Annotated in this window: 11 protein-coding genes and 1 pseudogene; 7 read left to right on the top strand and 5 right to left on the bottom strand. The window is 50.7% G+C overall.

The genetic code is table 11. From position 1 onward, the window contains the following. Window positions 1-112: 112 nt before the first annotated feature. Window positions 113-1,915 (bottom strand): Na/Pi cotransporter family protein, encoded by a 1,803-nt coding sequence (locus BZG14_RS02790; RefSeq protein ID WP_077607923.1) that lies wholly within the window; start codon window positions 1,913-1,915, stop codon window positions 113-115. 192 nt (window positions 1,916-2,107) lie between these two features. After that, window positions 2,108-4,114 (bottom strand): M4 family metallopeptidase, encoded by a 2,007-nt coding sequence (locus BZG14_RS02785; RefSeq protein ID WP_077607922.1) that lies wholly within the window; start codon window positions 4,112-4,114, stop codon window positions 2,108-2,110. A 249-nt stretch (window positions 4,115-4,363) separates the two neighbouring features. Here BZG14_RS02785 and BZG14_RS02780 point away from each other — a divergent pair, with 249 nt between their 5' ends. The 5 genes from BZG14_RS02780 (at window position 4,364) to udp (ending at window position 10,881) form a co-directional block, all read left to right on the top strand. After that, window positions 4,364-5,158 carry a DUF2927 domain-containing protein gene (locus BZG14_RS02780; RefSeq protein WP_158011722.1) on the top strand — a complete coding sequence of 265 codons (795 nt, stop codon included), beginning with the start codon at window positions 4,364-4,366 and terminating at the stop codon, window positions 5,156-5,158. A 138-nt stretch (window positions 5,159-5,296) separates the two neighbouring features. Then, on the top strand, window positions 5,297-5,713 hold the full coding sequence (locus BZG14_RS02775) for a CBS domain-containing protein (protein WP_077486307.1): 417 nt from the start codon (window positions 5,297-5,299) through the stop codon (window positions 5,711-5,713). Between the two features lie 480 nt (window positions 5,714-6,193). Next, window positions 6,194-7,420: a sodium/glutamate symporter gene (gltS, locus tag BZG14_RS02770; RefSeq protein ID WP_069362811.1), complete on the top strand. Its 1,227-nt coding sequence runs from the start codon at window positions 6,194-6,196 to the stop codon at window positions 7,418-7,420. A 165-nt stretch (window positions 7,421-7,585) separates the two neighbouring features. Next, complete coding sequence (locus BZG14_RS02765) at window positions 7,586-9,892, top strand: zinc/cadmium/mercury/lead-transporting ATPase (RefSeq protein ID WP_077607920.1); 2,307 nt, start codon at window positions 7,586-7,588, stop codon at window positions 9,890-9,892. 227 nt (window positions 9,893-10,119) lie between these two features. Beyond that, a complete protein-coding gene (udp, locus tag BZG14_RS02760; RefSeq protein ID WP_077607919.1) occupies window positions 10,120-10,881 on the top strand; it encodes a uridine phosphorylase in 762 nt (253 codons plus the stop codon). A gap of 104 nt (window positions 10,882-10,985) precedes the next feature. Here udp and BZG14_RS02755 read toward each other — a convergent pair. The 3 genes and pseudogenes from BZG14_RS02755 to yccS all read right to left on the bottom strand — a co-directional run. Next, a pseudogene (locus BZG14_RS02755) lies at window positions 10,986-11,705 on the bottom strand (Card1-like endonuclease domain-containing protein); the annotation flags it as partial. Further along, window positions 11,695-11,868 (bottom strand): hypothetical protein, encoded by a 174-nt coding sequence (locus BZG14_RS16055; protein WP_443508435.1) that lies wholly within the window; start codon window positions 11,866-11,868, stop codon window positions 11,695-11,697. The gene BZG14_RS16055 and the pseudogene BZG14_RS02755, both read right to left, overlap by 11 nt. Before the next feature lie 244 nt (window positions 11,869-12,112). After that, window positions 12,113-14,371 carry a YccS family putative transporter gene (yccS, locus tag BZG14_RS02750; protein WP_077459402.1) on the bottom strand — a complete coding sequence of 753 codons (2,259 nt, stop codon included), beginning with the start codon at window positions 14,369-14,371 and terminating at the stop codon, window positions 12,113-12,115. Window positions 14,372-14,615: 244 nt separating this feature from the next. On the opposite strand from yccS, the gene helD reads away from it, so the two are divergent. After that, window positions 14,616-16,691 carry a DNA helicase IV gene (helD, locus tag BZG14_RS02745; RefSeq protein WP_077605702.1) on the top strand — a complete coding sequence of 692 codons (2,076 nt, stop codon included), beginning with the start codon at window positions 14,616-14,618 and terminating at the stop codon, window positions 16,689-16,691. 94 nt (window positions 16,692-16,785) lie between these two features. After that, window positions 16,786-16,980, top strand: a complete 195-nt coding sequence (locus BZG14_RS02740; protein ID WP_077607917.1) for a hypothetical protein — start codon at window positions 16,786-16,788, stop codon at window positions 16,978-16,980. Window positions 16,981-17,158 lie beyond the last annotated feature (178 nt).

Below are 17,158 nucleotides of genomic sequence, written 5' to 3'. Positions count from 1 at the left end.
CTAGATGTTTTTAGGCGGAGCCGTTATAACTATTTTCCCGACACTATGGGCTTAATAAGCCTAAAAATTAGGGCTTGGTTCCGTTTTCTCTTAAAAATTTGCCAGTAATGTATCATTGCGAGTCTTTTTCGCGCAGGTGTAATTTGGCGATACGTTTTGTCACTGTATACACACGTTTCAAAGACTCAGTCCACTCCATCTCAATGCTGAATAGCTGTAGACGGTTGGCATCATGCTCGATCAAGCGCTCGGCTTGGTGAGCCAACACTTTATCTAATAGGGCGTTGAGCGCACGTTTGGTGTGCAGTACTTGTTTCGCGCGGTTATTATCGCCACGCCGAATGGCATTCACACTATCTAGCAGTGCGTGAGTGACTTTATCTTGAATCGTATCAAGGGTCTCCCGCATCTCATCGCTGATATCGATCTCGGCATGCAGTGATTTATCCATGATAGGAACCAAAGTGTCCTCAATCAGGTCAGCAATGCTCTCGAGTTTATCAGTAATGCTAATCAGGGTGATCTGTCGGTCACTCTGTGCTTGTGTGAGTGGCTCTTTACGCAATCGACCGAGATAAAAAAGCACATGTCCGTGCAAAATATCGACTTGATGCTCAAGCTCGTCGATTTTTTCTAATGCATGAGTCGCCGCATCTCGCTCTCGCTGGGAGGCTAATTGAGAAGTGAGAGGGGGGAGCGTATTCATCATATTGCAAACCCGGCGTCCGATGCGGCCAATTTCGAGCTGGGCTTGATCCATGGCGATATCGGGTGTCATCAGCAGCTCTTTAGAGAGATATTTGGGTGAAACACTCGGGCGTTCACTTGGGACAGGCTTAGGTTTTTTGGGGATGATTTTCTTGGCGAGCCAAACAAACCCGCCGACAAACGGCAACATGACCAATGTATTGACGACGTTGAATAGGGTGTTGGCATTGGCAATTTGGCGAGGCAATTCCGCGCCTAAGCGCTCAACCCCCGTGAGGTCAGGATGACTTGGCGACAGTGCGACGCTCCAATCACTCAACACACTGATCAATGGAAGCCATACCAACACCCCGATAATGTTAAACAGAATATGTACGCTGGCGGTTTGTTTAGCCTCTCGCGATTTCCCAATCGCGGCGAGGAGGGCGGTCACACAGGTGCCGACGTTGGCACCCATCGCTAATGCGATCCCGCCCTCGAGGGAGATAAAGCCTTGCCCCGCTAGGACGATGACAATCCCGGTTGTGGCAGATGAAGACTGCACTAGCGCGGTAAACAGGGCCGCCAGTAGAATGGCAAAAAAAGGATTGTGCATTTTCGCCATGGTATCAATAAACGGCTGATAATCGCGCAGCGGTGACATTGCCTCACTCATCACGTTCATCCCCGTAAAGATCAATCCCAACCCGAATAGCATTTTACCGTATTGCTTGGTTTTATCGGCCTTGGCGGTAAATTGAATAAAAAAGCCGACGGCAACCATCAGATAGGCGGCTTGAGTGATTTTAAAGGCGACAATTTGGGCGGTAATGGTTGTCCCGATGTTGGCACCCATGATCACGCCTGTTGCTTGCGCGAGCGACATTAACCCCGCAGAAATAAACCCGATGAGCAGCACAGTCGTGACAGAGGAAGACTGAATGGTTGCGGTCACCCCGGCCCCTGTGAAGACACCGGCGACTCGGTTAGTGGTGAGTTTGGCTAACAAGGCTTTAAGTCGGCTTCCAGCGGCGTTTTTTAGTGCTTTGGACATTTTATCCATGCCGTATAAAAACAGCGCCAGGCCACCGAGCAGCCCCATTAACATTGTGAGGGTATGGAGCGAAGACGCGTCCGTGTTCGCTGCCCATGTGAGGGAGGGCAGCAAAAATAAGAGGGTGGCCAAAAAGCGCCACTGCCAAGTATGACTCAACGCGGTTAGTCGCATTTATCGCCTCTACGTTGCTAGATTATGACCAATAATCATTAACATAGATGCAATAAAACTGTAATGCGAGTGGCGCAGTGACGTTAGGTGAGGCATTGACGGAAAGAATCGCTAGGGGATCACACTCTTAGAGTAACGTGAGACGGTGTTAACTCAAATAAAGCGGCCGACAAAAGGTCGGCCGCAGAGCACTTAGCTTTGGCAGCTGCCTTGATACTGCCAAACCCATTGGTTAGTGAAAGGGTCTATGCTCCAGTTGTCTTGCGTGGCCTGGAATAGATGCCCTTGATACTGAACGGTGACGCCTGCTGGATAATAGTTGTATCCACCCCAAGTCGGCATATTGGTACAGCGGTTGGTCTCAACCCCGCGATCGTCAAGGCGTGCTAATACGTTGGTCGCATAGTCACGCGCCCCCACCACCGTGACGTGCAGAGCCATGCCCTGAATTTGGCTAAAGCCACAGTACTCTTCGTTGCCTGCATTGGTTGAGGCGCAATCGTTGTCATTGACAGTTGCAGGGCGACCTACCGCGGCATATAAGTCTACTTCGCCGTGACCACGATAGGTTTGTAGCCAAACGGTGCCGCGAGGCGCATTTTTTACCACGAACTGGTAACCAGCGCCCGCACGCCCTTGGATTTGCACGGGCTGATCGAGCGTCAGCGGCAAAATCTCTGGTTCAGGTTGTGGTTCTGGGTCTGGCTTAGGGTTTCCTTCCGTCCCTTGGCAGCCCTGAGTTTGAATGCCCACTTCGGCAAAGGCCTGACTCACTGCACCCGCTGGGTAGTTAAGATCTTTAGCGGCTTCGCAAACCCCATTCGCACCTTGTTGGAAACTGGAATTCGGACGCCAATAAAGCTGATTCGCTGTCGCAAATGCCTTAAAGGCCTTTTTGATATTCCATTGGTCGCTGGTGGCGAGATGGTAAAACGCTTTGTTGAAGATACCTGAGCTAAAGTGCACGTCGATGCCAGAGTAATAGCGGTCGACATGACCAATGGAGCGTCCATCTTGGCTTGGGTTAATGAAATAACGCATGGCTTCGCTATGCTTCATCACGTATTCACCCATTTTCCAGTTAAACTCACCAAACACGTACTGTCCCAGAGCCGCTGCGGCGACATCCGAGAATGATTCATTCATCCCACCGGACATACCACGGTACTCAAGTCCTGAGTTTTGCTCGGTAAAACCATGACTCACCTCGTGAGCAATGACATCCCACGTGGTGAGGGGATACATGCTGCCATTACCGTCACCAAAGGTCATTTGCCGGCCATCCCAAAAGGCATTGCCGTAACCTTGACCGTAGTGGACGCGCATGGTGAGTTTCTGTCGAATCGGACGTATACCGAGCCAGTCTTGGTACATATCAAATACTTTCTGACCAAAAAACTGCGCATCATTCATTGGCGCATAAGCACCGTTGACTTGACGGTAGGTGTTTTGTGGGCAATTAAACTGATGAACCTCTCCGCCCCATTCGCGGTTATTCATGTTTAATGTCACCACGTTGGGGCTATCCATTTGGCAGTAGCGGTTGACCTCAAAACTGCCTAGCTGGGTATTGGGACCGAAATTAAATCGGCCGCTCTTTTGGTTACCGCCGGGGCCACCCGCCTCTAGGTGCGCGATGCCGTCCCAGCTGTCGAGAATATCGCCAGACTTCGCATCAATAATTTTGATCGGACGCGATGGGTGACCATCGTCGCTGGCGAGATAGTCGACTTTGTAGACCAGGCGGGCTGTTTGTTGTTTATCCAGCCAGACCAAAAGCTCTGTGTTTGCATCCGCTTGGTGAAAATGCTGACTGCCTTGGTGAGTCTGGCCTTGTGCAATCGCGATAGCCTGCTGTTGATTAATCATGGGGAGTGTACCACCGATATCTTGTTCGATATCAGTGACAACGTCACCTTTAACGCTGGGCGCAAAGCCGCGTGCGGCGGTATTTTCAACCACCGAATAACCGTAAACGGGAACGCCATGATGTAGCTGCTGCTTGCGCACTAAGGCTTTGTTGCCCACTTGTAGGCGTGACTTTTCACGAAAGCTTAATGCTGGCGATGAGGCCACCATCGTGCGAGGTTGATCATCATTTAATGCCGCGCTCAAGTCTAAGCTTGAGGCGTCGACCACATTGGCAGCCTGAGCAGGTATCGCTAATGGAAGGGTTAAAGCGAGTAGCGTTTTACGCATAGTGTCCTCTTCATACTACAACGAGTTAAACATCCTTGGTTACTATCCATCGTGTGCGTATCAAGCGGGTTTTCGAGCAGTGATAATGAGGATTTGGTTCAAAAAGTGTCTAGAAAAGTGGAACTGGTGTTCGATTTTTACGTTATGTGCACAAAATAAAAGACAGCGCTAGCGTGTGTTAAAAAATGATTTAAGCGTTGTAATTTCGTGGCTATGCTAGCTAGGGGATTCGATATTGGGAGTAATGCTGTGAGTCACTCATACTCGCGCCTTTTACTGCGGGCAATATTATTAGGCTTTTGCTTAACCGTGACGCCTGTGATGGCAAACCAACAGGCTTGGCAGTCGCCTGATTATATTGTTGAGGCATTTTATCGTATCGCATTTCAGAGCGAGTATGTGCAAGGTGAACAAGGCGTCCGCAAGTGGGATGGCCCGATCCGCTATCATGTGGCGCATCCGATCAGTGCGAGCCAGTTACACGACGACCTTGTCACATATCATGTTGCACATCTGGAGACGCTAACCGGGATCGACTTTATCCCAACGCCGACTTCGCAGCGTGCCAATCTAACGATTATGTTCACCAATCATGAACGTTTTTTAGATGATGCGCGCAAACAGTTTAACAATGCCGATGTCTCACCATTACATGATGCCGTGTGTGCGGCTAACTTTCGAATCAATCAAGATGGCACGATTCATCATGCAGCGGTTGTTATTCCCGTTGATTTAGCACGCTCCAAAGGGAAACTCGTGGCCTGTGTGGTGGAGGAGCTGACACAAATTATGGGGCTGCCCAATGACGATGATCGGGTTTTCCCATCGATTTTTAATGACCGCACGCCACAACAGCTTTTGACTGGGCTAGATGGCTTATTGCTTAGGCTGTTATACCTCGACGAAATAGAAGCCGGGCAAGATTGGCAGACGGCACAGACCATCATTCAGCCAGTCGTTGAACAGTGGGCAAGTGACGGCACCATTGACAATGCACACCGCAGTGTCAAAACCGGTGAGCTTTATCGTTTACTGGGCTGGTAGCCGAGCGATTAACGCCATTCGTTTTCCATTGATTTGCTCAATAACACAAATTGTTTAAAGTGATTTAGACATTTCGCCATCTTCGACAACACTTAAAGGACAGGACAGCAAATTGTCATGACGGTCAAGGGAGGCGACATGGAGTCGATCACTGTTAAAGATTATATGAACAAACGCCCGGTAACCTTTTCACCGGATATGCCGCTTTCTAGTGCACTGGAAAAACTGCTTCGTAGTCAGCAAACGGGTGGGCCTGTGGTAGATGCCAATAAGCGGTTGGTCGGGTTTATCTCCGAGCAAGATATGCTGCAGCAGCTGCTACGTGACAGCTATCATTGCCAAGATTCACACGCCGTGGCGGATTGTATGACCAGCAACGCGTTGGCGGTTGAACCCGAGGACAGTATTATCAAGCTTGCGGAAATGATGGCGCCCACCAAGCCTAAACTGTACCCGGTGGTCGACGAGGGCAAGTTGGTGGGTATTATCACCCGTCGAGATGTCTTAAGAGCGATCAGTATGCAAATGGGTGAATGTCTGACCCATCCAGTTTGAGGTTTTTCATTACGCGCACCTTACTATTTGGGTAAGGGGCGCTTATTTGCTATCGCCACCAAGATGGCATCGCCTTTCTTGTTTCCCCTCCCATACTGACGGCTGTCCTTTCGCGCGTTGTGGTTGGCCGCGTACAAATATTGAACGAATTGTGGTTGTTTTTCATTCAGTCTTATGTGCTAGTCAATCAATTTTAATCCTGCTTATTTAAGTAGTTACTTGCCACTGGGCAACATATAGTTCGATTATTAGTGCTTGTTTTGCGTTTTTCTGCTATTGTGCCGCCCGTTGGTAGCGGGCAGTTATCGCGAGGTTGAGGCGTACAAAAGCCCAAGCGCGGCAGCAAAACGATAAGCAGGATGCTGGAGTATCGTGACGTGTGGCTAACCCGTATTGACGTCAATGTGAATGTAAATGAGGTAACACAAAGGTCAAATTAAACAATCAGGGAGGATGAGGTGAGAGAAACAAAGAGGTTATATGTATCAACTCAATTCAATTGGTGCGCTAGAATCATTCCTGATTGCCATCGGTGTCCTTTTTTTAGGCCATTTTGTTAATTCAAAAACGCCCGCATTAAGAAAATTTAATATCCCAGAGCCGATTGTGGGCGGGTTAATTATTGCGTGTGTTATTTCTATATTACACTACAACGGTATTGATTTTAAATTTAGCTTGCCGTTAAAAGATACGTTTATGCTGATGTTTTTTGCGACCGTTGGTCTGGCAGCAAATTATAAACAATTAGTAAAAGGCGGCTTAAAGGTATTTTGGTTTCTTGCCATCGCTTCTGTGTACATCATTATACAAAACGCTATTGGTGTCAGTTTTGCGTCGATGCTTGGTTTAGATCCATTGATGGGGCTGGTCGCTGGATCGATCACCCTGTCTGGCGGGCACGGAACCGGCGCGGCTTGGGCCCAGATCTTGACCGATGAATATGGTATTCAAAGTACCCTGGAAATTGCAATGGCGTCGGCAACACTCGGTCTGGTGATTGGTGGTATTATTGGTAGCCCAGTTGCTCAGCGTTTGATTAATAAACATCAGCTTGAGTCTGAATATGGACGTGGTACCACAACACACGAAAAATATCCCGAGCTTGTCACGTACAATGAAAATGAAGAAGATAAAGTGACAGCGAAGAAAGTCATTGAAGTCTTATTTATTTTACTGCTGTGTATTACGGGGGCTCGCCATTTATCTGAATGGGTGAGCGGGTTTAATATTGAATGGCTAATGGTGCCTGACTTTGTTTATGCTCTCTTCTTGGGTGTAATAGTCACCAATACGCTTGAGGTTTTTAAACTCAGAAAGCTAGAGTCAGAAACCGTGGATATGGTCGGCACTGTCTCTCTCTCATTATTTCTAGCGATGGCGCTAATGACGTTGAAGCTATGGAACATTCTCGATTTAGCAGTCCCATTTTTAATTATTCTGGCGATTCAATCGGTGGTTATCGGCTTATTTAGTTACTACGTCACGTTCAAGTTGATGGGGAGTAATTATACAGGGGCCGTGATTGCTGGTGGACATTGTGGTTTTGGCCTCGGCGCTACCCCGACCGCGGTGATGAATATGGGCTCAATCGTGAATCGTTTCGGCCCCGCGCCTCAAGCCTTTATGGTGGTGCCGATTGTGGGGGCTTTCTTTATCGATATCGTCAACCTGCTAATTTTACAGGGCTATATTTTTATTATCCAATAGGATCATTGCGCTCAGCTATCATTGCTGAGCGCATTTTTTCTGCTGTCGCGCAGCGTTTGGCAAACTCAATGAGCGTTGTTTTTATAAGCGCTTGACTCTGGAGTGGGCTCCAACCCTTATACTGACCACAAGTTAATGACACACCGACCAAAGAAGGAGTCGATTATGTGTAAGCATTGTGGACATCACCACTGTCATCAACCGCATCACCAAACGGTGTCTCCGTCTACGCAAACGGTAACGAATACCTGCCAAGCGTCGAGCTGCTGTTCCAGTCACCAAGAGGGTGAGGGTAGTGCGGGCGATGATGACCCCGACAGGCGACAAACCTCGTGTCACCATACCTGCCAGAGTGCGCCCTCGGCGTCATCTCCTCAGTTATCCTCCATCACCCATGAGTGGGTGGTTACTGGCATGGATTGCCCAAGCTGTGCCGCTAAACTTGAAAAAGCAATTCATACCACGCCGGGTGTAAAGAGCGCACAAGTATTATTTGCGACCGAAAAACTACGAGTCGCTTTGACTTACGATGCCTCAACGGAGACGCAATCTGCCATTGAGCAAGCGGCTAAAAAAGCCGGTTTTCCGCTCGTCACCTTGGATCAAACCGCCACTGCGCCTTCTGGTTGGCAAAAATGGCGCGATGACGCCCTGCTGTTTGGTTTAATTGGCACTATGCTGGTCGCTTGGGGGCTGCATTATTGGTCGGCTTCTTTATCCGATTGGCTGTTTACTGCGGCGACTGTCGTTGGCCTCGCTCCTATTGTGCTTAAAGCGGGTCGATTGGCGCGTCAAGGATCGCCGTTTTCGATAGAAACCTTGATGAGTATTGCGGCCATCGGTGCGTTATATCTTGGAGAGACCACCGAAGCGGCAATGGTATTGGTGTTGTTTCTGATTGGCGAGCGGTTAGAAGGGTATGCGTCCACGCGCGCCCGCGATGGCATTCAGTCGCTGATGGCATTGGTGCCAGAAACTGTGACGCGAATTGATAGCGACGGTTCACGTGAGACCGTGGCGGCCAGTGATCTACAGCCAGGTGACCGGATTGAAATCAGTGCCGGTGAGCGACTCCCCGCGGATGGGCAGCTAATGGACGCTGCGGCGAGCTTTGATCAGAGCGCACTGACAGGCGAACCGATCCCTGTCGATATCGAAGCCGGTGACACCGTGATGGCGGGCAGCCTTGCAACCGATAAAACGGTACAGCTGACCGTGACATCCGCACAGGGCGAAAATGCCATTGACCGTATTTTGCGCCTTATTGAGCAGGCCGAATCGAAAAAAGCGCCGATAGAACGGTTTATCGATAAATTCAGCCGCTGGTACACGCCAGCAATGATTGGGCTCGCCGCGCTAGTTGTGGTAATTCCACCCCTGTTCTTTGCCGCCAGCTGGCAAGAATGGTTATACCGAGGGTTAGCGCTATTGTTGATCGCGTGCCCATGTGCGCTCGTGATTTCGACACCTGCGGCGATTACCTCCGGGCTCGCCACCGCGGCACGTCGTGGGGCATTGATAAAAGGTGGGGCGGCACTGGAAACATTGGCAAGCGTCAATGCTGTCTCTTTAGATAAAACCGGCACGCTCACTGAGGGTAAACCCATGGTGACGGATGTGCGCGCCTGGCAAGGTGAGGAAACGGCGCTACTGCAAGCGGCGACCGCCATCGAGCGTGGTAGCCATCACCCATTGGCAAAATCCTTGGTCTTGTATAGCGCCGAGCGTGGCATCTCGGTGCCGGATGCCTCGCATATCCAGGCGAATGCCGGTCGCGGTGTGCAAGGCGTAGTTGAGGGACAAGCCGTCCGGCTGGTTGCGTTAGACAAGGTGGGTGAGTCGACGTTAAATCATGCGCAATATCAAGAGGCCAAATCGGTGGCCGAGCGCGGGGTGACGGTTGCGGTTGTGCTCATTGACGAGCAACCAAAAGGGATGATCGGCTGGCGAGATACACTGCGACAGGATGCGCGAGAAGCCATCGAGCAATTGCGTGCGATGGGTATTCAGCCTGTGATGCTGACGGGTGATAACCCGACCTCGGCGGCGGAAATAGCCAATGAGTTGGGCATTGATTACCGCGCTGGACTATTGCCGGAGAATAAGGTTGAGGCGGTAGAAGCACTGGCAGGGCAATATCGTATCGCAATGGTTGGTGATGGCATTAATGATGCGCCGGCAATGAAAGCGTCGCACGTTGGGGTGGCAATGGGAAGTGGCACCGATGTGGCGTTAGAAACGGCCGAGGCGGCATTGAGTCATAACCGGCTGGTCGAGTTACCCAGAGTCCTGCAACTGGCGCGCGCGACCCAAGCGAATGTGCGGCAAAACATCACCATTGCATTAGGGCTTAAAGGGGTGTTTTTGGTGACCAGTGTACTCGGTATCACGGGACTTTGGGTGGCGGTGCTGGCTGACAGCGGTGCTACCGCGCTGGTCACTCTGAATGCGCTACGTTTACTTCGTGACTAGCGCTGAAAAACAGGGCAAAGGCTGTCTGCTTTTGCCTTTATAAAGTGATAACGATCTCTAAATTCTGAAATCTGTAATGTCCAATATAGTAATAGGTCGATGATGGTCACACAAAAGGTGGCAAATTTGGGTATCCTAAACGCATAACCAATAACGAGTTCGGGCCTCATCAGCAAGGCCCACATTAATTCTAATGCGGATAAATGCATCCAGCGAGGAGACGAATGATGTCTGATACCCCTGTATTTCACCTTGGCGTAACAAAAGCGGATCTTCAAGGCGCAACCACGGCGATTATTCCTGGCGACCCGGCGCGCGTTGAAAAAATTGCTAACTTGATGGAAAACCCAACTTTTCTCGCCTCGCAGCGTGAATATACCTTGTATCTTGGTTGGCTCGATGGCAAGTCAGTGGTGGTTTGCTCAACGGGTATCGGTGGCCCATCGACCTCTATCGCGGTTGAAGAGTTGGCACAGCTTGGTGTTGGCACCTTCTTGCGTGTAGGCACGACGGGGGCGATTCAGCCGGACATTAATGTCGGCGATATGATTGTCACCACTGGCTCTGTGCGCCTTGACGGCGCAAGCAGCCACTTTGCGCCAATGGAATTCCCAGCGGTGGCCGATTTTGACGTCGCCACGGCCATGAAAGCCGCCGTTGATGACGACGGCGCCACGGTTCACACTGGTGTGACAGCATCCAGTGATACCTTCTATCCAGGTCAAGAGCGTTACGATACCTTTAGCGGCCGTGTAGTGCGTCGCTTCCAGGGTTCAATGCAAGAATGGCAAGACATGGGCGTGCTGAACTTTGAGATGGAATCAGCCACCTTGCTGACCATGTGTGCTAGCTCTGGCTTGCGTGCAGGTTGTGTGGCCGGTGTGATTATCAACCGTACACAAAAAGAGACCCCAGACCACGCGACCTTGAAAGAAACGGAAGCGCGCTCAATTAAAGTGGTGGTTGAGGCAGCACGTAAGCTCCTGTAAACAAGCGAGACATCGTTATCCTACTAAAACGCGGAGCCCCGAAGGCACCGCGTTTTTTATTGTCGACCGTTTAGCGAACCTGTCCTATTGCTTCGCACAAGCGATTAACTCGTTCTTACCTCAATCGTACCGCCTGCTGCGATAAACCAGTCATAAAGATGGGTTCGCAGGTTGGCGAGTTGGTCGGGGCCAATTAGAGCCAAGCCTAAATCGGTGGCACGGGTAATATCGTGATGCCTTAATGGACGGAAGCTCACCAACATCGCGCGCGCCTGCAATCCTCCGAGTAAATCACGCAAGGACTCCAGCTTGTATAGGGTATCGTCGCCATCACTCGACATGCCTTTGGTTTTGCATTCAATAATATGCAGCTTGTTATTCACCACCATGGCGACATCTAACTCATTGCGCACCTCGCGCTCACCGATTTGGCGATAAACCTGCAAGGAAAGTGCGCTGTCTTGGATGGTGGGAAGCTCTTGTTGGATGGAGGTAACAGTATGGTGCACGTAGCTTTCTAACCACTCGCCATTGGCAAAGCGTCGCGCTTCTTCACAGCTAAATGTCAGCACCCCTTGTTCATAACTGGCTAAGCCGGCATCCGAGAGGTCATCGAGAAGAATACCAAGCTCGCGATAACCTTGCTGTTTTTCACTGAGCGCGACGTTTAAACGCTGCTCTTTACGACAGGTGGTCGCGAGGTAGTTCAACGTGGCTAGGCCTGGGCCTAGCTCATAGGCATTGCTGGCCCACTTTTCTCCCAGCCGATAAATGTCGTTGGTTAAACACCCTGTGACTTGGTCATCTTGGTGCTCACAGCGCGCATTCAATCCCCTTGGGCGCCAGCACACGCGTTAAACGCTCAAATTCCAGATCTTGCTCCAGCGTGCCAATGAGTATCAGCTTACTGACAGGCAATTGCTGATGCAAAACAGGGGTAACGAGACGGACAGGGTCAGAGTCGATGATTCCTACATGAATAGCCATAATTGCTCCAGGCGGGCTATGAGGCGGCATAAGGCCGCTTAATTATCGGTATAGTTGCCAGCCTCAACAGGTGGCGTAACTATTAATATCCGGCCTCGCGGTCAGGCTTTCAACCACTCGCTGAGTAAATAAGTGTAATTTTACACAGCGCTGACGTGATACCCGTTCTACTAACCCCGCAATAACCCGCCCCTTCTTCGTGACAGTGCCGCGCTAACCTTTGTGTAGCCGCTTTGCTTCCCTTCTAGGTGCGACTTTGCTTAAGTGCTTGCTGACGCAAGGTCTCGGTTAAACTATTTAGCTCAGGCAACATGCGTTGAATTAAGTGTAGCTGTTGTAGCACCATGCTGAGTGGGGCGTTATCAACAGGCACGTAAGTAGGAGACTGTGACTCGATGGTGGCATTGGCGTGGTGCTCATCAATGCTCACTGGCTCGCCCGTGGGTGTCTTGGTGCCGGTTGAGGGCACTTGTGCGGGTAACGCTGTAGGCAATGCTTGCCCCAAGCGCTCAGTCAACGTGTTGAGGGATTGATGAATTTCACGATGGAGCTGCGCCATCTTTTGATGATTAACCTCATCATCCATCCGGCTGCGATGCGCGCCTAGGGCCGAAATATAACTGAGCATGGCGTTGTTCAAGCACAAAAACCGGAAGGTCTCTTCAATATTGGTGCGATAGCGTCCAGGCTCCACCAGCATGTTACTGATCGCGGTGGTCAGCTCGGCATCGGCATTATGGGCATGTCGACGCGCGATCCGATAGGCAAGGTTGTCCCGCTTACCCACTCGATATTGCGCAATCACATGAGCCAAGTAGTCACGGTTAGCTTGCAGCGCTTCAGTCATGATCCCGCGCAAGCGGTGGGCTTGCCAGTCGGGTAGTACATAACGGACGGCGGCGACCGCAATCAAACAGCCAATCACGGTATCGCCAAGGCGAGGAAGAATAACCGCGAAGCCTTGGCCAAACTGGCTAAAGCACATCAGCACCAGCAGGGTAATAAATAAAGTGGCGAGTGTGTATTGCACGGTACGAAAGGCGAAAAACAGTACCCCAGTGATCACCATCAACGCCAATTGACTGCTGGGATCAGGGAAGAGATAGAGTGCGGGCACCCCCAAAAGTAAACCAGCGACCGTCCCTAAAATGCGCTCTTTCAACTTACTGCGCGTCGCAGAGTAGTTGGTCTGACACACAAATTGAATGGTCATCAAAATCCAAAAGCCGTGCTCTAACCCAAGCCCTTGGATCAGTGCATAACCGGTCAGCAGTGATAAGGACAAACGCACCGCATGACGGAAACGCAGTGATTTAACCGTGAGCTGCCGGCGAATGCGGTAAGCCATTTCCCCTAACGAGTGTGCATCCGGGTCGGCCAGTTCACTTTCTTGGAGGTTGTCCGTGCTGGCTAAGTGGCTCAAGCTGGCCAGTTGTTGTTCCACTGTCTCCAAGTTTTTGTAAAGAAAATCGAGTTGTTGCAGCAGCGCGAGGCGAGTGCTGTCTTGCTCCTCTTGTGCCGACAAATAGGCCATCGACTGTTTGATTGCCATGAGGGCTTGGTGGCCTGTTTTCGGGTGATGGTAGTGTGTACCGATCGACATCGCTTGCGCAACATCCCGGCAGGCTTGCGCTTGCGCGTTTAATAAGGCTTCAAAGCGAAAGAGGATATCGGAATGAAAAAAATGCGCCGCCAGATCCTGGTAACGATAATGGGATGAACTCACACGTTCGTGAATATCTTGGGCAATGAAATAGGTTTGTAGCAAGGTTTGATGCCGCTGTGTGAGTCGACCGCGTCGAGCACGGGCCAGTAATGACGCTTTCGCTTGATTGAGCGCGGCCACCACTTGCGCATTTTGGTTGGCGGCGGCAATACGCGTCGGTTGCGGAACCAACTCGGCGACCGGATGGAACAAACTGGATTTGGTTTCCATATAAGTGGCGGTTTGACGAAACACCGCAGCCAATCGGTGTTGAACCGGGCGATGAGGCCATATCATGATCCAAGCCAGCGACAACAGCCCATACCAGAGCGCCCCAGATAACAGCATCATCGGCTGTAACCACATATCACTGCCTTGCTCCATCCCCAGCATGGTGTAAACCGCCAAAAGTAACGAGGCAAAGGCGATGGTGCCATAGCGCTCACCGATCGCGCCCAGCATGATAAAGCCAAAGCTGGAGGTCGTCAGGCCAATCGCGAATAGCCAAGGGGTGTCGTACAGTAGCTCGACCGAGAAGGCCGCGACGGTAAAGCAAACAAGGGTGACACCGAGCGCACGCAACCGCCCCCAAAAATGATCATCCACTTCCGCCAATGCCGAGGCAATTACACCGAGCACCAGTGGCGTCACAATATCTGTGCGTCCGGCGTATCCCGCGTACAACGCCACACCCATCAGGGCGATCAAGACGCGAATACTGTCATTAATACGATGGTTCGCCCAATACTCACGCACGGCGAGCGGCAGGAAAGGTAAACGAGGCAGAGAAAAAGGCATAAATAAGGGTGACCGGCCAACAATGTTGGCAAGATAGCAGAAATGGAACCAGAAACTAAGCCTCAATGAGGGATTTTCTCGGGGAATAAGAAAAGGGTTGCGGCAGGTCAATTTCGTGTTGTCAGCGCACTGCGTAGGCAGTGGCATCGCGCTAGTAAATTGATTTATCGAGCATTGAGAAGTAGCATGCCAAGCATCTTTTTAGGGCACAACGCGTGCGCTATTCGCTGAATAACGTTGAGATATGAAACTTACAGCCAATCGCTGGGCACAATGGCTTGTTTACGGCGATCATTACAGCTTGCAGCTTGAAGATGATGGCTTACTGCTCGAATCTCGTCATCACCGACAATACATTCCTTTCTCGGCATGGGATGGGCAGCTAACGGTATCGCGTGGGTTGCTGTGGGGGACGATTTCGCTGACCGGTTATACCGTTGAGGGCGAACCACTGCCATTCGAGGTCTTTGGCTTGCCATGGGATCACGCCCAACAAGCGGGACAAACGATTTACCGCCACTATCAAGCCTATATCGCCCGTTATCAAAAACGGCTAGCGATGATTCAGCCGAGTTTGTTGGCCGAGTTTGATGCACTGGTGAATGCGCCAGGTTATGCGCGTGTCGCCCAATTACGCAGCGCCCAACAAACGGTATTGAATAAGCTGGAAGGCGAGGGGATCCCTGCCTCGTTCTTGGCCAATTTGGACGAAAGCCTTGCTACCACACTATCGCCTGTGCTGCAGGCCGACTCAAGCTGGCTGAAAGCCCGCAATCAACAGTGGCAAGCGGCGATGCTTAACCAGTGGCAAACCTGGTTTGATACCATTGAATCGTCGCCATTGAATGCCGGGCAGCGCGAGGCCGTGCTTACCGATGAATCCCATACCCTGGTGGTGGCGGGCCCTGGCAGCGGCAAAACCAGCGTATTGGTGGCACGCGCCGCGTATTTAATTGAAAGTGGTCAAGCCAAGCCTGAGCAGCTTTTGTTGCTGGCCTTTGGTCGTGATGCTGCGACAGAGCTTAAAACGCGGATAAAGACCAAAACGGGCCATGAGGTGAATGTCACCACTTTTCATGGCTTTGCCCGTCAGCAACTCGCCGAGCACCAAGGACAGGCCCCGGTTATTTCGCCGCTCGCCAGTGATGAGACCGCCAAAGCGGCGTGGCTGACCCAAACACTCGCCGAACAGTGGCAACAGCCCACTACCCGCAAACGCTGGGACAAATTACATCAGCAGCAAACACTGCCGCTTGATGATAACGCTGAACTGACTGCGTGTGCCCATGACGGCCGGTTGCACACCTGGGTTCGGTCGCGTCTTTCACGGGTGATCCAAGCCAACACTACCAAGCGTGCGCTAACCGATAAACTGGCAAGCTTTGAGGCGCAGGCCGCCTTAAAAGATGAACTGGCGGTGATTTGGCCGTTATACCAAGCCTACAAACAAGCACTAAAAGCGGAGAACGCCGTTGATTTTGACAGCTTAATTACCCAAGCCACTAAGCTGTTTCAGCAGCGAAAATTCGTCACGCCCATTCAATTTGTGATGGTCGATGAATACCAAGACATTTCCCCAGCACGATTGGCGATGCTCGAGGCACTGTGTCACGGTAAAGCGGACAGTGAATCGCAAGTACCACGCGCTTCCTTGTATGCGGTGGGGGATGACTGGCAAGCCATTTATCGCTTTGCCGGTGCCGATGTCAACTTAACCACAGAGTTTGCGCAGCGTTTCGGCGACAGTGAAATTTGCTGGCTGACCACCTGCTATCGCTATCCGTCTACCTTGGGTGATGTAGCGCAGCAGTTCATTGAACAAAACCCCAAGCAGCTGAGCAAACAATTGGATTATGCGCGCGATAAGGCATCGGCGAAAACGCCCAAAACGATCAAGGTGATCACGGACGATAAGATAGAAAAGACACTGGCAAGCCTTGCCAAAAAGCACGCTAAAGCCGAGAAAGCAGTGAGTGTGATGCTGATAGGTCGCACGCATGCCATTTGTCCTGACGCGCTAGAAAACTGGCAGAATGCTTATCCGTCATTGGCGCTTCGCTATACCACCGCACACGCCAGCAAGGGGCAAGAAGCCCACTATGTATTTATCCTCGGCATGGATGAAGGCGTATTTCCCGCCAAGCCGCGCTCGCTTTCACTCGATGAGGCCTTATTAGGGAAAAATGAAGAACCGATTGATCACGCGGAAGAACGGCGACTGTTTTATGTCGCCCTAACGCGCGCACAAAAACAAGTTTGGCTGGTACACCAAAAAGGCCATGCCTCACCGTTTGTGGAGGAGTTGAAAGGGTACCTTTAATTACTACTCATTACGAACAACCAGATTTATATCTCGGTTTTTATTATTCGACCCATTTAGCATATGAAGCAGGTTTTCTGATAGGAAGGATCCTATGATTACGTTTAAAGAGCTTGTTAATAAGTCATTAAGTAACATTGATATCAATAAAGTGAAGTTTGTAAGACATAAAGATAGCCGTGCACAATATCGAGATATAATAAAGGATAGAGGTAGTCTTTTAGCATATCAGGCTGAACAATCAAAAGATGTATTTAAAGAGTGTGAATATCCCCCGGTGTCAGGATAGTTGTCCAGATATTGAATCGCCCAAAAATCCAGCAATGGAGGGGTAACGGAGGACACTATGCCGAGATATTCCGAAGAAAGAAAAGCCGCCATCCTCAAGAAACTGTTGCCGCCGAATAATAAAACTATCTCGGAAATTGCAGCCGAAGAACACATCAGCGAGGCAACGTTGTGCAATT

Source organism: Salinivibrio sp. IB282 (assembly GCF_001995685.1).
GTDB lineage: Bacteria > Pseudomonadota > Gammaproteobacteria > Enterobacterales > Vibrionaceae > Salinivibrio > Salinivibrio kushneri.
The sequence above is the reverse complement of the archived record's forward strand: the minus strand, read 5'-3'. Positions and strand labels throughout refer to the sequence as shown.

What these genes read in the sequence shown, in the direction of transcription:
- BZG14_RS02790 (WP_077607923.1), bottom strand. Translation starts at nt 1,915, where the DNA reads ATGCGACTAACCGCGTTGAGTCATACTTGGCAGTGGCGCTTTTTGGCC.
- BZG14_RS02785 (WP_077607922.1), bottom strand. Translation starts at nt 4,114, where the DNA reads ATGCGTAAAACGCTACTCGCTTTAACCCTTCCATTAGCGATACCTGCT.
- BZG14_RS02775 (WP_077486307.1), top strand. Translation starts at nt 5,297, where the DNA reads ATGGAGTCGATCACTGTTAAAGATTATATGAACAAACGCCCGGTAACC.
- gltS (WP_069362811.1), top strand. Translation starts at nt 6,194, where the DNA reads ATGTATCAACTCAATTCAATTGGTGCGCTAGAATCATTCCTGATTGCC.
- BZG14_RS02765 (WP_077607920.1), top strand. Translation starts at nt 7,586, where the DNA reads ATGTGTAAGCATTGTGGACATCACCACTGTCATCAACCGCATCACCAA.
- udp (WP_077607919.1), top strand. Translation starts at nt 10,120, where the DNA reads ATGTCTGATACCCCTGTATTTCACCTTGGCGTAACAAAAGCGGATCTT.
- BZG14_RS16055 (WP_443508435.1), bottom strand. Translation starts at nt 11,868, where the DNA reads ATGGCTATTCATGTAGGAATCATCGACTCTGACCCTGTCCGTCTCGTT.
- yccS (WP_077459402.1), bottom strand. Translation starts at nt 14,371, where the DNA reads ATGCCTTTTTCTCTGCCTCGTTTACCTTTCCTGCCGCTCGCCGTGCGT.
- helD (WP_077605702.1), top strand. Translation starts at nt 14,616, where the DNA reads ATGAAACTTACAGCCAATCGCTGGGCACAATGGCTTGTTTACGGCGAT.
- BZG14_RS02740 (WP_077607917.1), top strand. Translation starts at nt 16,786, where the DNA reads ATGATTACGTTTAAAGAGCTTGTTAATAAGTCATTAAGTAACATTGAT.